We start from the raw sequence: 23588 nt of genomic DNA on the forward strand, positions 1-23588 counted from the left end.
CCGGGCTCATCACCTGCCGGGGAAGATGGCCGCGGCCGAGGTGCCCAGCCCTTTCGGGCCGCCGAGCACGAAGCGCGGCGGACGGTGGTGACGGCGCAGGGACTCCTCGTCGTAGCGGAAGCAGTTGCGGTGCCAGTTGAGTATGCCGGCCAGCCAGTCGCGCAGCTCGGCCACGAACGCGTCGAGGTCGTGCCGGGCCTCGGCGTCCAGGCCGAAGTCGGCGCAGACGACCGGCAGCTCGTGCTCGACGATGTGCTGGAACTGCTTCACCCGCGAGGTCAGCAGGTCGTTGACGATGGTCAGCGCCGCCGGGTGGTCGCAGTCGAAGAAGCTCTGCACCACCAGGATCGCGTTGTGCAGCTCGCCCTCGAACTCGATCTCCTTCTGGTAGGAGAAGACGTCGTTGACGAGCAGGCCGCAGTCCATCATGGCGTTCTCCATCGCCCGCATCGGGCCGCTCTCGTACACCTCCTCCGGGATGGACTTGCCGTGCCGCAGCCGGCTCAGGCTCATGGTCATCTCCGAGCCGAAGGTCAGCCGGCGCATCTCGATGTAGTCGACCGGGTCGGGAATGTGGTTCGCCGCCTCGTTGGCGAGTTCCCACAGCCACCCCTCGCACATCCGCTCGACCGCCCCGCGGAGCTTGCGACGGTCCGCGAGCGGCATCGGCGCGACCGTACGGGCCCAGACGTCGGCCAGCCCGCGCTCCAGCGCGTTCGCTGGCGGCGGCGGAGCGCCGTCCAGCGGCATGAACGCCGAGAACCTGGCCACCGCGATCCTGGCCGCCACGAGGTTGCGCGACCTGCCGAAGACGACGGGGAAGTAGTCGTCGCCGTACGTGCCCCAGGCCAGCCAGAACGACGCCAGGTCCAGCTCCTCGGGGGAGGCGTCCGGATGCAGCCCCGCCGCGCACAGCGGCAGGTCGTAGTCGATCAGCTTGTCCTCGTCCCACACCGCCGACCCCACCACCCCGGGCTGGGCCTCCAGCATGCCCATCGCCCGGCACCAGGCCACGACGGCGCGGCGGGAACCGTCGAGATGCGGCGACAGCCGGAGCTCGAAGGGTACGTAGAGGTCGGGGATCCGGGACGGCCCCACCCGCTGGTGCCGCACGTGCGTGAAGTTCCGCAGCCGCTTGGCCCCGAGCACGTTGACGACCGACGACATGCCCAGCGGCCGGGCGGCCTTGGCCCGCTGGTTCATGTAGCGGCTGGAGCGCATGTGCCACTCGTGGCCGCCCGACTGCCAGTCCTGCAGGCCCTTGACGTACGCCAGCACGCCGGCCGCCGTGACCGGGTCGATAGCGTGCTCGGCGAACAGCGGCCCCAGCTCGGCGACCGCGGTGTGCTCGAACTGCTGCAACCGCGAGGTCAGCAGGTCGTTGACGGCGTCCGCGGCCTCCTGCGTGGTGCAGCCCAGGAACGTCTCCAGCACCAGCACGCCGTTGCTCAGCTCGCCCTCGTCCCCGACCTCCCGCTGGTAGGAGAACAGGTCGTTGCGCAGGTGCACGGCGTCGGAGAAGGCGTCCTTCAGCACCCGCATCGGCCGGGACGCGGCGATCCTGGCCGGCACCTCGGCCCCCACGGCGTGCTCCACGAGCCCCGCCGACCACGGCGCCCCGCCCACCTTGCGCCGCATCTCGATGTACTCGACCGGGTTGGCGATCCGGCCCGTGTTGATGTTGGCGAGCTCCCAGAGTGACTCGTTGAGCAGGTGCCGTGTGCTCTCGGCGAAGCGCTCCCGCCAGTCCGCCGACCGGACGGGCACCGTGCGGACCCACAGGTCGGCCAGCCCCGCCTCGACCGGGTTGGTCGGCTCCGGCATGGTCAGATCCGCGCCCATCGGCATGAAATGGGCCAGCCTCGCGAGATAGTCCTTGCCGCCCGCCAGGTCGCCCGTGCGTTTGAAGACCTCCAGGAAGTGGTCGTCGAAGAAGAAGACCCACACGTACCAGTCGGTTATCAGGCACAGCTCATCGGCGTCGCAGTCCGGGTGGGTGTAGGCGCACATCAGCGGATAGTCGTGGGCGTCGAGATCGGCCTCCCCCCAGATGCCCGAACCCTCCACCATGCCCATGTGGCGCGCCCACTGTTTGGAGTGCGTACGGGCCTGCTCCAGATGGGGGTTGAGCCGCGCGGGGTACGGCATGTAGAAGTCCGGCAGTTCGAACGGCTGGCTCATGACCACTCCCGGCTCGCCAAGTCTTGGGGATGAGAGGTGAGGGCGGGGCACCGGCGGAACGCATCACCGGCCCCGCCCTGCGCGGGTGGGTCAGCCGTTGCGGCCGATCTCCACGTCCTCGAGGATGCCGAGCGCGTCGGGCACCAGGACGGCGCACGAGTAGTAGGCGCTGACCAGGTAGGAGACCACGGCCTTCTCGTTGATGTTCATGAAGCGCACCGACAGGCTCGGCTGGTATTCGTCAGGTATGCCGGTCTGGTGCAGGCCGATGACGCCCTGGTTCTCCTGTCCGGTCCGCATGAGCAGGAACGACGTCGTCCGCGTGCCAGAGATCGGGATCTTGTTGCACGGAAAGATCGGGATGCCCCGCCAGGCCGGCAGCCGGTGCCCGCTGACCTCACTGGCCTGCGGGTAGACGCCGCGCTTGCTGCACTCCCTGCCGAAGGCCGCGATGGCCTGCGGGTGGGCAAGGAAGAAAGCCGGGTCCTTCCACACGGTGGCCAGCAGGTCGTCGAGGTCGTCGGGGGTGGGCGGGCCGGAACGGGTCCTGATGCGCTGGCTGAAGTCGGCGTTGTGGAGCAGCCCGAACTCCTTGTTGTTGATCAGCTCGTGCTCCTGCCGCTCGCGCAGGGCCTCGATCGTGAGGCGGAGCTGCTGGTCGAGCTGGCTCATCGGCTGGTTGTACAGGTCGGAGACCCGGCTGTGCACACGCAGGACCGTCTGGGCCACGCTGAGTTCGTACTCGCGGGGGCTCAGCTCGTAGTCCACGAACGTGCCGGGCAGCGTGGGCTCTCCGACGTGGCCCGCCTTCATGCCGATCGCGGCCTCGCCGTAGTCGTTGTGCGGGCGGTTCTCGGCGGAGCGCCAGTTGTCCACGTGTTCGCGCAGCGCCGGCGACTGCTCGGCGATCTGCTCGAAGTCCTGCCTGGAGAGCGTGAGCACGGTGGTGACCGTCTTGGCCCGCGCGCTGAACTCGAACGCCCCGCCGTCGATGAGGGCCTGCTCGCCGAAGTGGTCGCCGTCGGCCAGGATGCCGAGGTTCTGCTCGTCGCCGTACGCGCCGGTGGCCGTCTTGCGTACGCGGCCGTGAGCGATCAACACGAGCCGGTCGCCCGGGCTGCCCTCGGCGACGATCTCCTCATCCGCCGCGACCTCCCTCTGGACGAAGCGGCCGGCCAGCGCTTCGAGCACCTCCATGTCGTCGAAGCCCCGCAACATGGGCAATTCGGTGAGCTCAGCCGGGATGACGCGCACCTCCGAGCCGGTGTTGCTGAAAGTGATGCGACCGTCCCCCAGCGTGTAGGTCAGCCGCCGGTTGACCCGGAACACCCCTCCTGAGCACTGCACCCACGGCAGCAGCCGCAGCAGCCACCGAGAGGTGATCTCCTGCATCTGCGGGGGCGTCTTGGTCGTGGTCGAGAGATTGCGCGCGGCTTCGGTGCTGAGGCTGAGCCGGCTGTCGGGGCTTTCATCGGCGGTCGAGTGGATGGTTTCCGTCATCGTGCACCTGCCTGTCTCCGTGCTGCGTCTGGCCGGGGTTGCGAGGGGATCGGAGTTCGGGAGGAAGAGAGAACGTCAGGGTCTCCTCCGTCAGGGTGAGCTGCTCCACGTCGGCGTAGCCGCGGGCCGCGAGCCAGCCGAGTAACTCCTCGACCAGCCGCTCGGGGACGGAGGCGCCGGAGCTCACGCCGACGGTCTCCACGCCGCGCAGCCACCGCTCGTCGGCGTCGGCGGCCCGGTCGACCAGGTACGCCGCGCCCGCGCCCGCCCCCAGCGCGACCTCCACCAGCCGTTGCGAGTTGGAGGAGTTGGCCGAGCCGACGACGAGGACCAGCTCGCACTCGGGGGCGATCCGCGTGATGGCCTCCTGGCGGTTTTGGCTGGCATAGCAGATGTCGTCGCTGGGCGGGTCGGCCAGGTGGGGGAAGCGCCCGCGCAGCTCCGCCACGGCACGCATGGTCTCGTCCACGGCCAGCGTGGTCTGCGACAGCCAGCTCACCGGCCCGGAGCCGCTCACCGTCGCCTCGCCCGGGCGGGCCGGGTCGACGACGTGGATGCGGTCGGGGGCCTCGCCGAGCGTGCCCTCGACCTCCTCGTGCTCGGCGTGGCCGATGAGCACGATCTCGTAGCCCTCCTCCGCCAGGCGCGCGGCCTCCTTGTGGACCTTGGTGACCAGCGGGCAGGTCGCGTCGATCGTACGCAGCCCGCGCCGCGCCGCCGTGTCCTTGACCGCCGGTGAGACGCCGTGGGCCGAGAAGACCACCAGCGCGCCGTCAGGCCCCTCGTCGAGCTCGTCGACGAAGACCGCGCCCCGCCCGGTCAGCTCGGCGACCACGGAGGAGTTGTGAACGATCTGCTTGCGCACGTACACCGGCGGACCGAAGCGCCTCAGCGCCTCCTCGACCGTGGCGATCGCGCGTTCGACGCCCGCGCAGTAGCCGCGCGGCGCCGCGAGAAGTACCCGTCCCATCGTGGGAGCCCCTTACCTGGTGCGGTGCGCGAGCTGGTCGGCCAGCACGCCCAGCGCGCTCGCGGCCTCCGGCTTGATCTGCGCCTCTGCCAGGGCCGTCGTGGCCTCGCGCACCCGTTGTCCGATCATTTCCTCCACCCGCGCGACCGCTCCGGTGTCGCGCAGGATCTGGCGCAGCTCTTCGGCGCGCTCCTCGGTCAGCTCCGGATCGCCGTGCCAGCGCCGGAGATGCGCACGCTGTGCAGGCGAGGCGTGTCGCACGGCGTGTGCGATCAGCACCGTGTGCTTGCCCTCGCGCAGGTCGTCGAGCGCCGACTTGCCGGTCTCCGCCGCCGAGCCGAACGTGCCGAGCAGGTCGTCGCGCAGCTGGAACGCCTCGCCCAGCGGCAGGCCGAAGCGTGAGTACGCGTTCAGCAGCTCGAGGGAGGCGCCGGCCAGCGCGCCGCCGATCTGCAGCGGCCGCTCCACGGTGTATTTGGCGGTCTTGAAGCGGATGACCGTCAGCGCCTCGTCCACGGTCGCGCCGGCGCGGAGCTGGGCCAGCATGTCGAGGTATTGGCCGCTGATCACCTCGGTGCGCATCGCGTCGAAGATGTGGTGCGCGACCCGCAGCCGCAACGGGTCCACCCCGCACGACGACAGCATCGCGTCCGACCAGGCCAGGCTCAGCGTGCCGAGCAGGATGCCGCCCACGTGGCCGAACGCCTCCGCGCCCGGCCGGTCGTAGAGCCTCGCCAGGTCTTTGTGCACGGTCGCGCGCCCGCGGCGCAGCTCGCTGCCGTCCATGATGTCGTCGTGGATGAGGAGCCCGGCGTGGCACAACTCGAGGGCGGCGGCGGCCTTGATGATCTCCTCACAGTCGTCGCCGCCGGCCCCGCGCCAGCCCCAGTAGCACAGCTGCGGCCGGATGCGTTTGCCGCCGCCGAGGACGAAGTCGTTCAGCACCTGGTACGCGGCCTCGACGTCGGGATCGGAAACAGGAGCGCGCCAGGCTTCGAGGAAACCGGTCAAGTGCTGATCAATGCGGGAGGCAAGGTGGTGGGGGTGGTGCTGAGGGAAGCTCACCGGCATTCGCACGGCTCCTTCTGTCAGTCCGTCACTACCCATAGTTACTCATTGAATACCGAGTGTGTAAAGTTCTTTTGAACCTCCGGTCGCTTTCGCCACGGCGGTCCCAAGGGCCGGTGACGCCGACGCCGCCGTTTGAGGCCCGGTGTGGGGGTATGCGATCGGCATGAAGGCAGTCACCTGGCACGGCAAGCGGGACGTGCGGGTCGAGGAAGTGTCCGACCCGGCCGTCAAGGAACCGAACGACGCGGTCATCAAAGTGACCAGCAGCGGCATCTGCGGCTCCGACCTGCACCTGTACGAGGTGCTCGGCCCCTTCATGGCCGAGGGCGACATCCTGGGCCACGAGCCCATCGGATTCGTCGAGGAGGTCGGCTCCGCGATCACCAACCTCAAGCCCGGCGACCGTGTGGTCATCCCGTTCAACATCGCCTGTGGTCACTGCCACATGTGCGGCATGGAGCTGTACGCCCAGTGCGAGACCACCCAGGTGCGCGAGCAGGGCACCGGCGCCGCCCTGTTCGGCTACACGAGGCTGTACGGCCGGGTGCCCGGCGCCCAGGCGGAGTACCTGCGGGTGCCGGAGGCCCAGTTCGGCCCGATCAAGGTGCCGGCGGGCCCGCCGGACGAGCGGTTCGTCTACCTGTCGGACGTGCTCCCGTCCGCCTGGCAGGCCGTCGAGTACGCCGACATCCCCGACGGCGGCAGCGTGGCCGTCTTCGGCCTGGGCCCCATCGGGCAGATGAGCGCCCGCATCGCCCGCCACCTCGGCTACCGGGTGATCGGCGTGGACGGGGTGATGGCGCGCCTGGAGATGGCCCGCCGCCACGGCATCGAGGTGATCGACGCCAGTGAGGTCTACAACGTGCCGGAGGAGATCAGGCACCGGACGATGGGCCGCGGCACGGATTCGGTCATCGACGCGGTCGGCATGGAGGCGCACGGCTCGCCCGCCGCCAAGCTCGCCCAGACGCTCACCGGCCTGCTGCCCGACAAGGTGGCCGCCCCGCTCATGTCGACGGCGGGCGTGGACCGGTTGAAGGCGCTCAACCAGGCCATCGACTCCGTCCGCCGGGGCGGCGTGATCTCCCTCATCGGGGTCTACGGCGGCATGACGGATCCGCTGCCGATGCTGCGCATGTTCGACAAGGGCATCACGCTGCGCATGGGGCAGGCCCACGTCCGGCGGTGGACCAGCCAGTTGATGCCGCTGGTGACCGACGACGCCGACCCGCTCGGCGTCATGGACCTCACCACGCACCGGATGCCGCTCGACCAGGCGCCGAGGGCATACGAGATGTTCCAGAAGAAAGCCGACGGAGCCGTCAAGATCCTCCTCCAGCCGTAACCGGTCTGGTTTCGCAGGTGAGAGAGCGGGCAGCGGAGCTGTCATGAGAGTCGTTGTGGTGGGGGCCACTGGGAACGTCGGCACCAGTGTGGTTCGCGCGTTGGCCGCGGACGAGAGCGTCAGCTCGATCGTGGGAGTCGCACGCCGGTTGCCCGGGTGGCGGATCGACCGCACTGACTGGCGGCAGGCCGACGTGGCCTCCTCCGACCTGACCCGGATCTTCGACGGCGCCGACGTCGTGGTGCACCTGGCGTGGCTGTTCCAGCCCACCAGGGACCCCGCGACCACCTGGCGGGCCAACGTGCTCGGCAGCATGCGGGTCTTCCGCGCCGTGGCCGAGGCGGGGGTGCCCGCGCTGATCCACGCATCGTCCGTGGGGGCGTACTCCCCGGGGCCCAAGGACCGGGCGGTGGACGAGAGCTGGCCCACGCACGGCTGGCCGGGCGCCGCGTACGGGCGGGAGAAGGCGTACGTCGAGCGGGTGCTCGACGTCTTCGAGCACGATCACCGGAGCATCCGCGTGGTGCGGATGCGGCCGGGGTTCATCTTCCAGCGGGTGGCCGCGACCGAGCAGCGCCGGCTGTTCGGCGGGCCGTTGGTGCCGCGGCGGCTGGTCCGGCCGGGACGGATCCCGTTCGTGCCGGACATCCCCGGGCTGCGGCTGCAGGTCGTGCACGCGGCGGACGCGGCCGAGGCCTACCGGCTGGCCGTCACCCGGCCCGTGAAGGGCGCGTTCAACATCGCCGCCGAGCCCGTGCTCGACCCGCACGACCTGGCCGAGCTGCTCGACACCCGTACGGTGGGGGTGCCGCCGGGCCTGGCGAGGGCGGCCATGGCGGCGGGATGGCACCTGAGGCTGCTGCCTGCCGCGCCGGGCCTGTTCGACATGGTGCTGCGGCTGCCGGTGATGAAGGTGGAGCGGGCCAGGGAGGTGCTCGGCTGGACGCCGCAGCATTCGTCCCAGGACGCCATCCGCGAGATGATCGCCGGGCTGAACGAGGGCGCCGGCATGGAGACCGCGCCGCTCGCCCCCGACCGCGGGCCGGTCAGCCGGATCAAGGAGTTCGCCACGGGGGTGGGGGGACGTCCGTAGAATTGCGGAGTGTGACTTCCCCTTTGGTGGGAAGAGGGCACTACGCGAGGTCCTGAGGCGCGGCCTGGTGTCGGCACGACACGGAGGAGCGCCATGGGCCATTTTCCGCGGATCGCCTTTGAGCAGATCCATTACCCCAACCCCACTCCCGGGTACGCGGTGTCCCCGGGTTCTGCGCACCCGCGTACCAGGCGAGGTTGGAGGAGGGGCGACGCCACCGGCCCGTTGAGCGCATCCCCCCGGACGCTGACCGATCAGACCGTGCACGATCTGACCAGGGAGGATGCCCGACGTCGCCTGGGCGCCGAGCATGCACGCGACACTGTGCGACAGGATCACTACGGTTGGCTAGCCACATCGGAGAGCCTGCAATGCGCACCTTGCTGACCCAGCCCTTCACGCTCCACGACGTCACGAAGCTGCGCCGGGCGGTGGCGGAGCACGCCGAGAAGTGCGGGCTGAGCGGCCCGAGGCTCGACGACTTCGTCCTGGCCGTGCACGAGAGCGTCGTCAACGCCGTCGAGCACGCGGGCGGGTACGGGTACCTCAAGTTGTGGACGGTGAACGGCGTCATCCGCTCCGAGACGACCGATCAGGGGACGGGCATCCCGGACGCGTACGTCGACGGCCACTCGCGGCCGTCCGACTTCTCCTACCACGGCAGAGGGATCTACCTCATCCGACGGCTGTGCGACATGGCCGACTTCCACACCGGTCCGCTCGGCACCACCGTCCGGCTCACCATGCGGCTGCCCCGGGAGCCCGATCTCGGCACGCGCCGGCACATGAGGCGCATCAGGGTCTCGGCGGGCGGGCACCCGCCCGGCCGATTCACCGCCTGACCTGGAGGAGGCGCCGGGTAGGCTCACAGACGTGAGCGGCGAGCGGCTTTCCCCGGGGATCATCTCTCCTGTCCGGCGCATCGGGCTGCGTGAGTTCGATTTCGAGCGGCAGGTCGCCGTCATGGCCATCGTCAACAGGACCCCCAATTCCTTCCACGACCAGGGGAGCACGTTCGCGCTGGACAGCGCGGTGGCGGCGGCCAAGAGGGCCGTGGACGACGGGGCCGACTGGGTGGACATCGGCGGGTTCGCCTTCAGCGCCGCCCAGGCGCAGATCGGCGTGGCCGAGGAGATCGACCGCGTCGTCCCCGTCATCGCCGAAGTCCGGGCCGTCACCGACGCCGTGATCTCGGTCGACACCCACCGGCCCGAGGTGGCGAGGGCCGCCGTCGAGGCCGGCGCCGACGTCATCAACGACACCAACGGCCTGCGCGAGCCCGGCATCGCCGAGGTCGCCGCGGCCACCGGCGTGAGCGTGGTGGTCACCCACAGCCTCGGCGGACCGGGCCGCCGCGTCTTCCGGCCGAGTTACGCCGACGTGGTCTCCGAGGTCGCGGACTTCCTGCGCGAGCGGGTGGCGTTCGCGCTGAAGGCCGGGATCGCCGCCGAGAAGATCATCATCGATCCGGGGCACGACCTCAACAAGAACACCTTCCACTCCCTGGAGCTGACGCGCCGGCTGGAGGAGATCACCTCGATCGGCTATCCGACGCTGGTGGCGCTGTCCAACAAGGACTTCATCGGGGAGACGCTCGACCGTCCGCAGGGGGAGCGGAAGGAGGGCACGATCGCCGCCAACGTCGTCTCCATCCTCAAGGGCGCCCGCATCCTCCGGGTGCACGACGTGTCCGCGACGGTCGCGTCCGTACGCATGACGGAGGCCGTGCTCGGCTGGCGCGGCCCGATCGCCCCTAGTCACAACCTGGCCTGAGAGGAGATGAGGTGACGGACCGCAAGCCGCCGGGCCTGCCGTTCGAGAGCTGGATCGACCGGCAGATCCGCGAGGCGACGGAGCGAGGCGAGTTCGACGATCTGCCGGGCGCCGGCAAGCCGCTGAAGTGGCTGGACCGGCCGGACGACGAGATGGCCTGGATCAAGCAGAAGGTCGAGAGCGAAGGGCTCGCGATGCCGCTGCCGCCGACGCTGGCGCTGCGCAAGCAGGCTGAGGAGGCGCTGGCCGAGGCACGCGGGGCGCGCTCGGAGACCGAGGTGCGGCAGATCGTCGAGGACGTCAACCACAAGATCCGCGAGGCGATCAGGACGGGGTTGCCGGGGCCGCCGCTCAACCTGATGCCCTTCGACGTGGACGAGATCGTGTCGGAGTGGCGCAGGGCGCGATGAGAGAAGGGGCCCGGGCGGCAGGCCCGGACCCCTTCCCAGTGGAGCCGAGGGACCCGGGTCAGGCGGGCCCCTCTCCGGCCGGTGAGCCACCCGGGTCAGGCGGGTGACTCATCGACCGGCCGTCTCTCAGTTGATCGGCGGGTAGGCGTTCGCCAGCAGCTCGCGGAACTGCGCGGAGAACCACTGTCCCGACAGCGGCGCGTCGGGCAGCGCACCCGACATGTTGAACTTGTTGAGGTTGTTGCCGGTGTACGTCGGGTCGCACATCCGGTCGAACTTCTTGCCCTCGTTGTTCGGGATGTCCTTGCTGGCGCCGTCGGACTCGCCCGGAGGCTTGATCCAGACGTAGGCGTCGAAGCCGGCGGGGACGTTGGTGGTGGGCCGCGTGCCCATGCCCGCGCCCTTCTGGTTGCACCAGTTGCCGGCGTGGATGCGGCGGTCGACACGTGACTGGTCGACGAACTGGTTGACCTCCGTCGCGGTGCTCGGTCCGGCTGGGCGGGCGCTGCCGCCCCAGCCGTTGCGCGAGGTGTCGATCAGCATGCCGAGCCCCGAGCGGAAGCCCTTGGCGATCAGCCGCCTGCGCAGCTCGGTCGCGAAGGTCTGCTCGTCGATGTACCAGTTCCAGTCCACCCAGTTGGACTGCCGGACCGGGGTGTTGTTGGGGCCCACCGTGGTGTTGACGGTGAAGTGCGGCTCGGTCGTGGCCGAGTAGTTGGCGGTGTTGACGATGAAACCGTCCACGCTGTCCACGCCCGCGGTGGTGCCGGCGACGACTTCGTGGAAGAGGTCGACCGCGGGCTGGAAGTTCGAGTCCCAGCCGAGCCAGGCGTGGTGGGCGGCGTCGATGTAGGTGTAGACGTTCCGGATGGCGTGCAGCTGGTTCAGCGCGTACCGGACGCCGTCCCGGTAGCCGCCGGGACCGTTGGCCTCGCGGCACTTCTCGAAGGCGTTGAGGTTGGTGACCAGGTTCGGCAGCGAGTCGGGCTCGATGATCGTGACGATGCGCAGATTGGCGTACTTGGCGTCGCGCATGATGGCCGCGATCGGGTCGATGTACTCGGTCTTGTAGCGGTTGAACCCGTTCTCGGCGATGAGCAGCTCACCGCTGGAGGCCAGCGCCGAGCAGTCGCGGTTGGGCAGGTTGTAGATGACGACCTGGATGGTCAGCGGGGCGGAGCCGTTGGCGGCGTCCTGCCGGACGGCCTCGTCCAGATGGGCCCGCAGGCCCATGGCCTCGGCGTTGCCGGCGATGGCGGCGATGCGGTCCATCCAGACGGCCGTGGAGGTGTTGGCCACCGCGGAGCCGCCCGGCTCGGCCGCGGCCTTGGCCGACCAGTTGGGGTTCACGTAGCCGGTGGCGCCGGCGTACGGGTTCTCGACGTGGGTCGGGTTGGTGCCGCCGTCGTCGTCGGCCTCGGTGGCGGTGACCGTCCGCGAGGTCAGCCCGGTGGAGGCGACCGTGATGTCCCTGCTGCCGTTGGTGTTGTCGGAGTCCTGTGCGGCGGCCAGGGTCACCGTCTGCGCGGTGTTCCAGGTGGTCGTGCCGAACGTGAGGCTCCCGCCGGAGGACACGGTGATGTTGGTGTCGCCGCTGCCGGCGGTCGAGGTGACGGTCACGTTGCCGGAGGGCTGGGTGGCCAGCTTCACCGTGTACGTGGCCGTGCCGCCTTCGGGCACGGTCACCGCGGTCGGCGTCACGATGATCGACTGCTCCTGGACCGCGTCGTCGTCCACCTCGGTGGCATTGACCGTGGCGCCGGTGACACCGTTGCCGCCGACGCTGAAGGCGGCCGTTCCCGCGGTCGTGTCGGAGTCCTGGGCCGCGGCCAGGGTCACGGTCTGCGCGGTGTTCCAGTCGTTCGGCGTGAAGGTCAGCGAGGCGCCGGAGCTGACGGTCAGGTCCGTGTCACCGCTGGTCCGCGCGGTGGTGACGGTCACGTTCGAGCTCGGCGCGGACGACAGCCTGGCGGTGAAGGTGGCCGTGCCGCCCTCGTTGACCGCGACCGAGCTGGCCGACAGCACCACGGACGGCGTCGTCGGGTTGCCGCCGCAGGTGACGCCGTTGACGCTGAACGAGGTCGGGTTGGGGTTGCTGCCCGTCCAGGTGCCGTTGAAGCCCATGGTGATGGAGGCGCCCGTCGCCAGGCTGCCGTTGTACGGCATGTTCGTCCCGGTCATCCGGGTGCCGGACTGGGTCCAGTTCGCGCCCCAGCCGCTGGGGGTGTACCTCTGGCCGGTGGTCGGGAAGTCGAAGGCCAGCGTCCACGAGCTGATCGGGTCGCCGGTGTTCTTCAGCGTGATGTTCGCGGTGAAACCGCCCTGACCCGGGCTGCTCGTCCACGAGTTGGCAGAGTAGGTCACGTCGCAGGCGACCGCGGCGCTGGCGGCCGTGCTCTGGCCGACCACGAGCCCTAAGGCCGCGACACTCGCGGCGGTCACGGTCACGGCCCATTTGCGGAGGCCGCGTTGGAGTCTCACGAGCGATCATCTCCAGTGCTGCTAGATGGCTGGGAGCGCTCCCATGGTGAGCCGGAGTCGGGGCGCTGTACAGAGCCCGGTCGTCGGGGAGATGTCCGCCGCCCCGCATGCTCGTTGAATGCCCCGGAACGCCGATGAAACTTTCATCCCGGGCAGCCTGGTGAGAGGAAACACGGGGGTTACCGAACCGCCATTTCGTTGACATACGCCGAAGGGCACCCACAATCCCGTTTGGGAGCGCTCCCACACCCCTACTCCCATGGAGACCCCGTGAAGCACAGACCCCCATCCCTCCTCTCCCGCTTATCGAGGCGTCTCGCCGTGGCCACGACGCTCGTCCTCGTGGCGGGTGCGACCACGGCCGTGGCGGCCGGTCCGGCCCAGGCCGCGGTCTCGTGTGAGGTGACGTACGCCGCCAACCAGTGGAACACCGGCTCCGGCCAGGGCGGCTTCACCGCCAGCATCACGCTGAAGAACACCGGCGACCCGATCAGGTCATGGACGCTGGCCTTCGACTTCCCGACCACCGGCCAGAGGTACACCCCGACCGGCTGGGGCGCGAACTGGACCCAGTCCGGCACCCGGATGACCGGCACGAACATGTCGTGGAACGGCAACCTCGGCACCGGGGCCTCCACGAACATCGGCTTCCAGGGCACCTGGACCGGCAGCAACCCGAGCCCGACCTCGTTCAGCGTCAACGGCGTCACCTGCGGCGGCCAGAACACCCCGCCCACCGTGTCGCTGACCTCGCCGACCGCGGGCCAGACGTTCACCGCCCCGGCGACCGTGCCGATCACGGCCAACGCGGCCGACTCCGACGGCACGATCTCCAAGGTCGACTTCTACCAGGGCACCACGCTGCTGGGCACCGACACCCAGGCGCCGTACAGCTACAACTGGCAGAACGTGGCGGCGGGCAGCTACTCGATCACCGCGCGGGCCACCGACAACGGCGGCGCGACCACGACCTCGGCCCCCGTCGGGATCACGGTCTCCCCGAACACGGGCCCCGCGCTCGTGGTGAGCCCGACGAGCCTGTCCGTGCCGGAGGAGGGGAACGCGAGCTTCACGGTGAAGCTCTCGCAGGCGCCCTCGTCGAACGTGACCGTCAACATCGCCCGGGCCAGCGGCGACGCCGACATCACGGTCGCCAACCCGACCAGGACGTTCACGCCGTCCACCTGGAACACCGCGCAGGAGGTCCGGCTGGACGCGGCCAACGACAGTGACAACACGGCCGGCTCGGCGGTGATCAGGGTGAGCGCCACCGGCTACGACCCCGTGGACGTCACCGCCACCGAGGCCGACAACGACGTGGGCGGCGACAACCCGTACATCCAGCGCTTCGTCGAGCTCTACAACGAGCTCCACGACCCGGCCAACGGCTACTTCTCGCCCGAGGGCGTGCCGTACCACTCGGTCGAGACCTTCTTGGTCGAGGCGCCGGACCACGGGCACGAGACCACCTCGGAGGCCTACAGCTACTACCTGTGGCTGGAGGCGGCCTACGGGCGGATCACCGGCGACTGGTCGAAGTTCAACAACGCGTGGGCCTCGATGGAGAAGTACATCATCCCGTCCACCGCCGACCAGCCGACGAACTCCTTCTACAACCCGTCGAAGCCGGCGACGTACGCGCCCGAGCACCTGCAGATCAGCAACTACCCGTCCCAGATGGACTCCGGCGTCACCGTGGGCGCGGATCCGCTGGCCGCCGAGCTGCAGAGCGCGTACGGCACCCGCGACATCTACGGCATGCACTGGCTGCTCGACGTCGACAACACCTACGGCTTCGGCCGCTGCGGCGACGGCACCACCAAGCCCGCCTACATCAACACCTACCAGCGCGGCCCGGAGGAGTCGGTCTTCGAGACGATCCCGCAGCCGTCCTGCGACACCTTCGCCCACGGCGGGCGGAACGGCTTCCTGGACCTGTTCATCAAGGACAGCTCCTACGCCAAGCAGTGGAAGTACACCAACGCCCCCGACGCCGACGCGCGTGCCGTCCAGGCCGCTTACTGGGCGCTGACCTGGGCCAAGGCGCAGAACAAGGCCGGCGACATCTCCGCGACGGTGGCCAAGGCCGCCAAGATGGGCGACTACCTGCGTTACGCGATGTACGACAAGTACTTCAAGAAGCCGGGTTGCACGAGCCCGTCCTGCCCGGCGGGCACCGGCAAGGACTCTGCCGCGTACCTGCTGAACTGGTACTACGCCTGGGGCGGCGCGACCGACACCAGCGCCGGATGGGCCTGGCGCATCGGCTCCAGCCACAACCACTCCGGCTACCAGAACCCGTTCGCGGCCTGGGCCCTGGCGAACGTGGCCGAGCTCAAGCCCAAGAGCGCGACCGGCGCGGCCGACTGGAGCACCAGCCTGACCCGCCAGCTGCAGTTCTACAAGTGGCTGCAGTCGAACGAGGGCGCCATCGCCGGTGGCGCGACCAACAGCTGGGAGGGCCACTACGCCACGCCGCCGAGCGGCCTGCCGAAGTTCCACGGCATGACCTACGACTGGCAGCCCGTCTACCACGACCCGCCGTCGAACCAGTGGTTCGGCTTCCAGGCGTGGACGATGGAGCGGGTGGCGGAGCTCTACAACGTCACCGGCAACGCCGACGCCAAGGCCATCCTCGACAAGTGGGTGACGTGGGCGCTGGACAACACCACGATCAACGCCGACGGCAGCTACCGGATCCCGTCCACGCTCCGGTGGACCGGCCAGCCGGCCGGTGACTTCAACGCCACCACCGGCATGCCGCCCGCCAACCCCGGCCTGCGCGTGAGCATCGTGGACTACACGCAGGACGTGGGCGTGGCCGGCGCGTACGCCAAGGTCCTGATGTACTACGCGGCCAGGGCGAACCACGCCGAGGCCAGGGACACGGCCAAGGCGCTGCTCGACGGCGTCTGGAAGAACCGTGACACCAAGGGCGTCTCGGTGCCGGAGACCAAGGCGGACTACAACCGCATCGACGACCCGGTCTACGTGCCGCCGGGCTGGACCGGCAAGATGCCGAACGGCGACACCATCGACTCCAACTCCACGTTCATCTCGATCAGGTCCTTCTACAAGGACGACCCCGACTGGGCGGAGGTCGACGCCTATCTGAAGGGCACCGGCCCGGTCCCGACCTTCAACTACCACCGGTTCTGGGCGCAGGTCGACGTGGCCGTCGCGCTCGCCGAGTACGGGCGGCTCTTCCCGTGAGAAAGGCAGCACTCATCGCCGCGGTGTCGCTGGCCCTGCCCCTTGTGGTGGCAGGGCCGGCGGCCCCCGCCTCCGCCGCGCCGACCTTCGCCTACGGCGAGGCGTTGCAGAAGTCGCTGTGGTTCTACGAGGCCCAGCAGTCGGGCGATCTGCCCAGCTGGAACCGCGTCTCCTGGCGCGGCGACTCGGGCATGAACGACGGCAAGGACGTCGGAGTCGACCTCACGGGCGGCTGGTACGACGCGGGCGACCACGTCAAGTTCGGCTTCCCGATGGCGTTCTCCGCCACCATGCTGGCCTGGGGCGCGGTCGAGTACCGCGACGCCTACGCGTCCTCGGGGCAGCTCACCCACCTGCTCAACAACCTCAAGTTCGTCAACGACTACTTCATCAAGGCGCACCCGTCGCCGAACGTGCTCTACGGGCAGGTCGGCAACGGCGGCACGGACCACGCCTGGTGGGGTCCGGCCGAGGCCATGCCGATGACGCGGCCCGCGTACAAGATCGACGCGTCCTGCGGCGGGTCGGACCTGGCGGGGGAGACGGCGGCGGCGATGGCGGCCTCCTCGATCGTCTTCCGCCCGACGAACCCGACATATGCCGACACGCTGGTGACGCACGCCAAGCAGCTGTACTCCTTCGCCGACACCGTCAGGAAGAAGTACAGCGAGTGCATCACCGACGCGCAGGGCTACTACAACTCCTGGAGCGGCTTCAACGACGAGCTGGTGTGGGGCGCGATCTGGCTCTACCGGGCCACGAACGACGCCTCCTACCTGGCCAAGGCCGAGACCGGTTACGACAACCTCGGCAACGAGCCGCAGACCACCACGAAATCGTACAAATGGACCATCGCCTGGGACGACAAGTCCTACGGCGCGTACGTGCTCCTGCACAAGCTGACCGGCAAGCAGCGCTACCTCGACGACGCCAACCGCTGGCTCGACTGGTGGACGGTCGGCGTCAACGGCTCCCAGGTCAGATACTCGCCGGGCGGGCAGGCCGTGCTCGATCGGTGGGGCTCGCTGCGGTACGCGGCCAACACCGCGTTCGCGGCGCTCGTTCACAGCGACTCGATCAGCGACGCCACGCGCAAGGCCCGCTACCACGACTTCGCGGTCCGGCAGATCAACTACGCGCTCGGCGACAACCCGCGCAACTCGTCGTACGTGATCGGCTTCGGCGCCAACCCGCCGAAGAACCCGCATCACCGCACGGCGCACGGCTCGTGGACCGACCAGATCACCAACCCCGAGCAGACCCGCCACACCCTGTACGGCGCGCTCGTCGGCGGCCCGCCCGACCCGAACGACGCCTACACCGACAAGCGCGACGACTACGTCATGAACGAGGTCGCCACCGACTACAACGCCGGCTTCACCAGCGCGCTGGCCAGGCTCTACAAGGAGTACGGCGGAGCCCCGGCGGCGAACTTCCCGCCCGCCGAGACCCCGGACGGGCCCGAGATCTTCGTCGAGGCCGGGGTGAACGCCTCGGGGACGAACTTCACCGAGATCAAGGCCATCGTCCGCAACCAGTCGGCCTGGCCCGCCAGGGTGCTGTCCGACGGCTCGTTCCGCTACTACTTCACGCTCGACGGCTCGACGACGGCCTCGCAGATCAGCGTGTCGTCGGCGTATACGCAGTGCAAGGCGCCGACGCTGCACCCGGCGGGCGGCAGCACCTACTACGTCAACATCGGCTGCTCCGGGCAGGCCATCGCCCCGGCCGGGCAGTCCCAGCACCGCAGGGAGGTGCAGTTCAGGATCAGCAGCTCCGGGACGTGGGACCCGGCCAACGACTGGTCGTACCGGAACATCCCGACCACGCCCGGCGCCACGCCGGTCCGTACGGGCAACATCACCCTCTACAGCGGCGCCACCAAGATCTGGGGTGAGCCGCCGGGACCGGAGGAAGAGGACGACACTGCGCCCAGCAAGCCCGGCAGGCCCGCGGTCTCCGCGATCACGGGCTCCACCGCCAGGCTCAGCTGGTCGGCCTCCACGGACAACGTGGGCGTGACCGGCTATGACGTCTACCTGGGGTCCGCCAAGGTGGGCACGGCCACGAACGCCTCCTTCGACCTGAGCGGTCTCACCCCTGCCACGTCCTACACCGCCACCGTGGTGGCCAGGGACGCGGCGGGCAACACCTCGGCGCCCTCGGACGGCACCACGTTCACCACGACGGACGAGCCGCCGCCCCCGGGCGGCTGCACGGCCGCGTACAAGGTGACGAGTTCCTGGGGCGGGGCGTTCCAGGCCGAGGTGACGGTCAAGAACACGAGCACCTCGGCGATCAGCGGCTGGACGGTCGCCTGGACCTCGCAGAGCACGATCACGCAGCTCTGGGGCGGCAAGCACACTCAGACCGGCTCCAGCGTCTCGGTCAGGAACGAGAGCTACAACGGCGCGCTCGCCGCCGGCGCGACCACCACGTTCGGCTTCATCGCCAACGGCACCCCCACCACCCCCGACCCCGTCACCTGCACCCCCGCCTGAGCGAGAACCCGTCCCCGCCTCGGGGGCGGGTTCTCCCACCTCAGGGAAAGGCACTCCATGAGATCAGTGTTGACCGCGCTGACCTGCCTCCTGGCCCTCCTCGTCGCGCCCGCCGACCCGGCCCACGCCGCCGTCGGCATCCACGTCAGTGGTACGAAGATCCTGGAACGCGACGGCCAGGAGTTCGTCATGCGCGGCACCAGCCACGCGCACACCTGGTACACCGGCCAGACCAAGGCGTTCGCCGACATCAAGTCGCTCAAGGCCAACACCGTGCGCGTCGTGCTCAGCGGCGGCCGCTGGACCGCCAACGGCGTCGCCGACGTGCAGAACGTCGTCTCCCTGTGCAAGCAGAACAAGCTCATCTGCGTCCTGGAGAACCACGACACCACCGGGTACGGCGAGCAGAGCGGCGCCTACACCCTCGACCAGGCGGTCGACTACTGGATCAGCGTCAAGTCCGCCCTGGTCGGCCAGGAGGACTACATCATCGTCAACATCGGCAACGAGCCCATCGGCAACAACGCCGTCACCCCGGGCTGGGCCGCTCGCACCACGGCCGCCATCCAGAGGCTCCGCGACAACGGCTTCGACCACGCGCTGATGGTCGACGCGCCGAACTGGGGGCAGGACTGGCAGTTCACGATGCGCGACAACGCGCGGGTGGTCTTCGACAGCGACCCCGACAAGAACACGATCTTCTCCGTGCACATGTACGGCGTCTTCGACACGGCCGCGGAGGTCACCGCGTACATGGACGCGTTCAGGACGGCCGGGCTGCCTCTGGTCGTGGGCGAGTTCGGGCACAACCACTCCGACGGCAACCCCGACGAGGACACGATCATGGCGCAGGCCGTGAGCCGCGGCATCGGCTACCTCGGCTGGTCGTGGAGCGGGAACAGCGGCGGCGTCGAATACCTCGACCAGGTCACCAACTTCGACGTCAACCAGCTGACCCCCTGGGGACAGCGGCTGTTCAACGGGGCCAACGGCATCGCGGCCACCGCCAAGGAGGCGTCGATCTACGGCGGCGGGACCAGCGACCCGACCCCGCCGAGCACGCCGGGCACCCCGGCCGCCTCGAACGTCACGGCGTCCGGAGCCACCCTGACCTGGGCGGCCTCCACCGACAACGTGGGCGTCACCGGCTACGACGTCCTCGACTCGGACGGCACGTCGCTCGGTTCCACGGCGACCAACTCGATCACGCTGACCGGGCTGTCGCCGGCGAGGACGTACCAGGTGCGCGTGCGGGCCAGGGACGCGGCGGGCAACCAGTCGGCCCTGTCGCCGGCGGTGTCGTTCACCACGCTCGCGGGTGGCGGTTGCACCGCCGCGGGCAGCGCCCAGAGCCAGTGGAGCACCGGCTACGTGGCCGGGGTGAACGTGACCAACACCAGCTCCACGACCAAGAACAGCTGGACGGTGACCTTCACGCTGCCTGCCGGGCACACGATCGTCGGCTACTGGAACGCCGCGGTGACGGTCAGCGGCCAGACCGTGACGGCCAAGAATCTCAGCTACAACGGCACGCTGGCGCCCAATGCCGGCACAGGCTTCGGGTTCCAGGCCAGTCGGGCGAACGGCGACACGTCACTTCCCTCCGGCTACGCGTGCGCGAACTGAACACTCCTGACGTCCGCTGCGTATGAGGAGGTGAGGCCACAACTTCATATCCCTGCCCGATGAACACCATCCCCGCCCGGATGGGACGGACGCGGCCGATTCCTCCAGTCGGCCGCGTCCGTTTGTCTGGGTTGTCTGGGCCTGACGGACACAATCCCCGCCCGGATGGGACGGACGCGGCCGATTCCACATCATTCGGCCGCGTCCCGTCATTTGGCCTGATTCACCTGGGCGAACCTCTGGCGGGCGGCGTCGATGGCCGCCTCGTCGTCGAACTCCTCCTGGAACGCCTGCTCGTGGTAGCGCGCGGGGATGAGGTTCCTGACCCGGTCCGGGTAGCCCGCTCCCGGCTCGGGCACCCTGACCTGGGGCGGGATGCTGATCTTGACGGCGATCGGTCCCGAGGCCCGCACCGACTCCGCCCACTCGGTGCTGTCGCCGGTGATCGCGCACAGGTGACGCGCGTACACCCAGGTCACCTCCACGAGGGAGGTGGCGTCGGCGGGCTCGGTCCCGAACGGCTCCACGGCGCAGACGACCCGCGACTCGAAGCCGTGCCCGTGGGCGTGGTGCTCGTCCGGCGAGGATTCCTCGAGGATCTTGGTCACCTGCGCGGCGAGCTCTTCCTTCAGCTGGTCCGACGGCTGCCTGGCGGCGAAAAACATCACCCCGGCCAGGGTCAGGCTGGCCAGGGTGACGATCGCCGCGACTAGCCCGCGACGCGTTCTGATCACGGGCTGGTGCAGGTCAGGGTGGGCGGCGGGTTCGGAACCGAGCCGGTGGCGTTGAAGCCGAACGTGGTCGTGCCGTTCGGCGCCACCTGCCCGTTGTAGGAGGCGTTCGTGACCGTCACGTTGGGCGGCTGCCCGGTCAGCACGCCGTTCCACGGCGCGCCCTCGAAGCCCTGCCCGCCGCTGTAGGTCCACTTCACCGACCAGCCGTTCAGCGCGCTGCTGCCGGTGTTGCGCACGGTCACCTCACCCTGGAAGTGGCCGGCCCAGCCGGTGTCGGTGGCCTTCCACGTCGCCGTGCAGGCGCCCGGCTGAGTGGTCGGCGTGATCGTCGGATCAGGCGACTGGCTGCCGCCCGGGCCGACGCCGGTGACCTCGCCGTTGCCGCCGTCGAAGACGACGTCGGAGCAGCTGTAGAAGTTCTCGTTGCTGTCGGAGCGGATCCAGTGCGTGAAGATGATGTGCCGGCCGGTCTTGCCGGACGGGAGCGTCGCGTTCCAGTAGTAGTAGTTGAGCGCGCCGGCGGGGCCGGTGTCCGGCGGGTTCGTGACGCTGCCGAACGGCTCCAGGTCCGACCACTTCAGCGGCGCGTTCGGGTTCCAGCCGTTCTTGGTGATGTAGTAGTTGAACGAGCCGGGGTGCTTGGCCCAGTTGCTGTGCCGCATCTGGATGGTGCGGCCCGCGGTCAAGTGGGTGAGCGGCCAGTCGGAGCGGACCGCGTTGTATGCCGAGAAGTCGTAGGGCCCACCGGTTCCGCCGCTGCAGATCTGCCCGTCGGGGATGAATCCGGAGGTCCGGCCGGCGCCGTCGGAGCGCAGCACGGCGAACCAGTTGTAGAGGGGGGTCGTGCCACTCTGCTGGACGGCGGCCGCGCACGCGGGGTTGTAGGGGATGATCTGGCCGTTGTCGCGCAGGCCGTCCTGCCAGCACAGGAACGTGCGGCTGCCGGGGAACATCGACACCCCGTGCGCCTGCGCCTGCGTGGGCACCATCAAGGCAGTGGTGATGAGGACCATGACGGCGGTGATCGCCGCCGACTTGAATAACTTCATGGGGATTCCCTTGTGCTGACGACAGAGGAAACCTGCCCATGACCCAGCCCGCCCGGCCGACCGCATTGAATCACGGGGCGCGCGCCCACGACAACGCGCGGTGAAACTTTCAGACGATCTTGGTCGTGGCGGCCGTTGATGGCACTATTGGGAGCGCTCCCAGCAGTCAACCTGGTTCCGAGGAGCGAGCCGCCCATGAGGTACGCCTACATCTGTGTGATCGCGTTATTCGCCACGTGCCTGGTCGCCACGCCCGCACAGGCGGCACCCGTGCTGTGCGACAAATACGCCTCCACGACCATCCAGAGCGGCCGCTACGTCGTGATGAACAACGTCTGGGGCGCCGACACCGCTCAGTGCATCGACGTCAATCAGAGCGGCGGCTTCACGGTCACCCAGGCCGCGCACAACAAGCCGACCAACGGGCCTCCGGCCGCGTACCCGGCGATCTACGCCGGGTGCCATTACGCCACCTGCAGCACCGGCAGCAACCTGCCCATGCAGGCCAGTGCGGCCGGGTTCGGCGCGCTGCGAAGCAGCATGAGCATGACGTATCCGGGCTCGGGCACCTACAACGCCGCCTACGACATCTGGTTCGACCCCACGCCGCGCACCGACGGGCAGAACACCGGCGCCGAGCTCATGATCTGGCTCAACAGGCAGGGCTCCATCCAGCCGATCGGCTCCCGGGTCGGCACCGTGGCCCTGGCCGGCGGCACCTGGGAGGTCTGGTTTGGCAACACCGGCTGGAACGTGATCTCCTACGTGCGCACCTCGCCCACGACCTCGCTCGACTTCACGATCAACACCTTCTACGCCGACGCCGTCAGCCGCGGCTACGCGCAGCGGTCCTGGTACATGACCAGCGTGCAGGCCGGCTTCGAGCCCTGGATCGGCGGCGCCGGCCTCGCGGTCGGCTCCTTCTCCTTCGGCTCGTCGAGCGGCGGCACCGACACCACGCCGCCGACCACGCCGGGCACGCCGACCGCCGCGGGCACCACCGCGACCGGCACCACCCTGTCGTGGGGCGCCTCCACCGACAACGTGGGCGTGACCGGCTACGACGTCCTGCGCGCGACCGGCGACTCCTTCACCGTGGTCGGCAGCAGCGCCACGACGTCCTTCACCGACACCGGCCTCAGCCCCGCCACCACCTACCGCTACCGGGTGCGGGCCAGGGACGCCGCGGGCAACCTCTCCCCGGAGTCGGCCGCCGTCACCGTGACCACCCAGCCCGGCGGGGGCGGCGGAGGATGCACCGCCACCGCGACCACCCAGGGCTCCTGGAGCAACGGCTACGTCATCCAGCCGGTGACCGTGACCAACACCCGGACCTCGGCCAGGAACGGCTGGACGGTGACGTTCACGCTGCCGGCCGGGCACGCGATCACCGGCTCGTGGAACGCGAGCCTCACCGTCAGCGGCTCCACGGTCACGGCCAGGAGCCTCGGCCACAACGGCGCCCTGGCGCCGAACGGCTCGACGACCTTCGGCTTCCAGGCGAGCAGGCCGAACGGGAACACGCAGGTGCCCAGCGGTTACACCTGCGAGTGAAGCCCGCGCGGGCGTGCTTTGCGAGGGGTACGCGTCGCGCGTTGGGAGGGGTACGGCTGGTGCTGCCGTACCCCTCCGTCCATTCCG

General features: G+C 69.5%; 16 protein-coding genes. 9 read left to right on the forward strand and 7 right to left on the reverse strand.

Annotation, left to right across the window (positions count from 1 at the left end; all coding sequences use genetic code 11):
- Window positions 1–9 precede the first annotated feature (9 nt).
- From ID574_RS14410 to ID574_RS14425, 4 genes are all read right to left on the reverse strand, one after another.
- Window positions 10–2181 (reverse strand): terpene synthase family protein, encoded by a 2172-nt coding sequence (locus ID574_RS14410; RefSeq protein WP_188189286.1) that lies wholly within the window; start codon window positions 2179–2181, stop codon window positions 10–12.
- A 90-nt stretch (window positions 2182–2271) separates the two neighbouring features.
- Window positions 2272–3681 carry a family 2B encapsulin nanocompartment shell protein gene (locus ID574_RS14415; protein ID WP_188189287.1) on the reverse strand — a complete coding sequence of 470 codons (1410 nt, stop codon included), beginning with the start codon at window positions 3679–3681 and terminating at the stop codon, window positions 2272–2274.
- Complete coding sequence (locus tag ID574_RS14420; protein WP_188189288.1) at window positions 3650–4651, reverse strand: 4-hydroxy-3-methylbut-2-enyl diphosphate reductase; 1002 nt, start codon at window positions 4649–4651, stop codon at window positions 3650–3652. The genes ID574_RS14415 and ID574_RS14420 overlap by 32 nt, the downstream gene beginning before the upstream one ends.
- A gap of 12 nt (window positions 4652–4663) precedes the next feature.
- A complete protein-coding gene (locus ID574_RS14425; RefSeq protein ID WP_188189574.1) occupies window positions 4664–5722 on the reverse strand; it encodes a polyprenyl synthetase family protein in 1059 nt (352 codons plus the stop codon).
- Between the two features lie 163 nt (window positions 5723–5885).
- Here ID574_RS14425 and ID574_RS14430 point away from each other — a divergent pair, with 163 nt between their 5' ends.
- The 5 genes from ID574_RS14430 (at window position 5886) to ID574_RS14450 (ending at window position 10343) form a co-directional block, all read left to right on the forward strand.
- Window positions 5886–7067, forward strand: a complete 1182-nt coding sequence (locus tag ID574_RS14430; RefSeq protein WP_188189289.1) for a zinc-dependent alcohol dehydrogenase — start codon at window positions 5886–5888, stop codon at window positions 7065–7067.
- 43 nt (window positions 7068–7110) lie between these two features.
- The gene (locus ID574_RS14435; protein WP_188189290.1) at window positions 7111–8160 is read left to right on the forward strand and encodes an NAD-dependent epimerase/dehydratase family protein; all 1050 of its coding nucleotides are present in this window, start codon (window positions 7111–7113) and stop codon (window positions 8158–8160) included.
- Between the two features lie 371 nt (window positions 8161–8531).
- Entirely contained in the window at window positions 8532–9002 is a 471-nt protein-coding gene (locus tag ID574_RS14440; protein WP_188189291.1) for an ATP-binding protein, read from the forward strand.
- Between the two features lie 31 nt (window positions 9003–9033).
- A complete protein-coding gene (gene folP, locus ID574_RS14445; protein WP_223166673.1) occupies window positions 9034–9933 on the forward strand; it encodes a dihydropteroate synthase in 900 nt (299 codons plus the stop codon).
- 11 nt (window positions 9934–9944) lie between these two features.
- Window positions 9945–10343 (forward strand): DnaJ family domain-containing protein, encoded by a 399-nt coding sequence (locus ID574_RS14450; RefSeq protein WP_188189292.1) that lies wholly within the window; start codon window positions 9945–9947, stop codon window positions 10341–10343.
- 126 nt (window positions 10344–10469) lie between these two features.
- On the opposite strand, the gene ID574_RS62375 is transcribed toward ID574_RS14450, so the two are convergent.
- Entirely contained in the window at window positions 10470–12824 is a 2355-nt protein-coding gene (locus tag ID574_RS62375; RefSeq protein WP_188189293.1) for a glycoside hydrolase family 6 protein, read from the reverse strand.
- Window positions 12825–13145: 321 nt separating this feature from the next.
- Here ID574_RS62375 and ID574_RS14460 point away from each other — a divergent pair, with 321 nt between their 5' ends.
- Genes ID574_RS14460 through ID574_RS14470 form a run of 3 tightly spaced genes read left to right on the forward strand, consistent with a single transcriptional unit; the run spans window position 13146 to window position 20164 of the window.
- Window positions 13146–16037: a glycoside hydrolase family 48 protein gene (locus ID574_RS14460; protein WP_188189294.1), complete on the forward strand. Its 2892-nt coding sequence runs from the start codon at window positions 13146–13148 to the stop codon at window positions 16035–16037.
- A complete protein-coding gene (locus ID574_RS14465) occupies window positions 15980–18538 on the forward strand; it encodes a glycoside hydrolase family 9 protein (RefSeq protein WP_188189576.1) in 2559 nt (852 codons plus the stop codon). The genes ID574_RS14460 and ID574_RS14465 overlap by 58 nt, the downstream gene beginning before the upstream one ends.
- Before the next feature lie 57 nt (window positions 18539–18595).
- On the forward strand, window positions 18596–20164 hold the full coding sequence (locus tag ID574_RS14470; protein WP_188189295.1) for a cellulase family glycosylhydrolase: 1569 nt from the start codon (window positions 18596–18598) through the stop codon (window positions 20162–20164).
- 209 nt (window positions 20165–20373) lie between these two features.
- Here ID574_RS14470 and ID574_RS14475 read toward each other — a convergent pair whose 3' ends face one another.
- Both ID574_RS14475 and ID574_RS14480 read right to left on the reverse strand, forming a co-directional pair.
- Window positions 20374–20898, reverse strand: coding sequence for a hypothetical protein (locus tag ID574_RS14475; protein ID WP_188189296.1), 525 nt, complete (start codon window positions 20896–20898; stop codon window positions 20374–20376).
- Window positions 20895–21947, reverse strand: coding sequence for a lytic polysaccharide monooxygenase (locus ID574_RS14480; protein WP_188189297.1), 1053 nt, complete (start codon window positions 21945–21947; stop codon window positions 20895–20897). Before ID574_RS14480 ends, ID574_RS14475 begins: the two co-directional genes overlap by 4 nt.
- Window positions 21948–22142: 195 nt before the next feature.
- Here ID574_RS14480 and ID574_RS14485 point away from each other — a divergent pair, with 195 nt between their 5' ends.
- A complete protein-coding gene (locus ID574_RS14485; protein ID WP_188189298.1) occupies window positions 22143–23501 on the forward strand; it encodes a glycoside hydrolase family 12 protein in 1359 nt (452 codons plus the stop codon).
- Window positions 23502–23588 lie beyond the last annotated feature (87 nt).

This window comes from Nonomuraea sp. SYSU D8015 (assembly GCF_008065375.1).
GTDB lineage: Bacteria > Actinomycetota > Actinomycetes > Streptosporangiales > Streptosporangiaceae > Nonomuraea.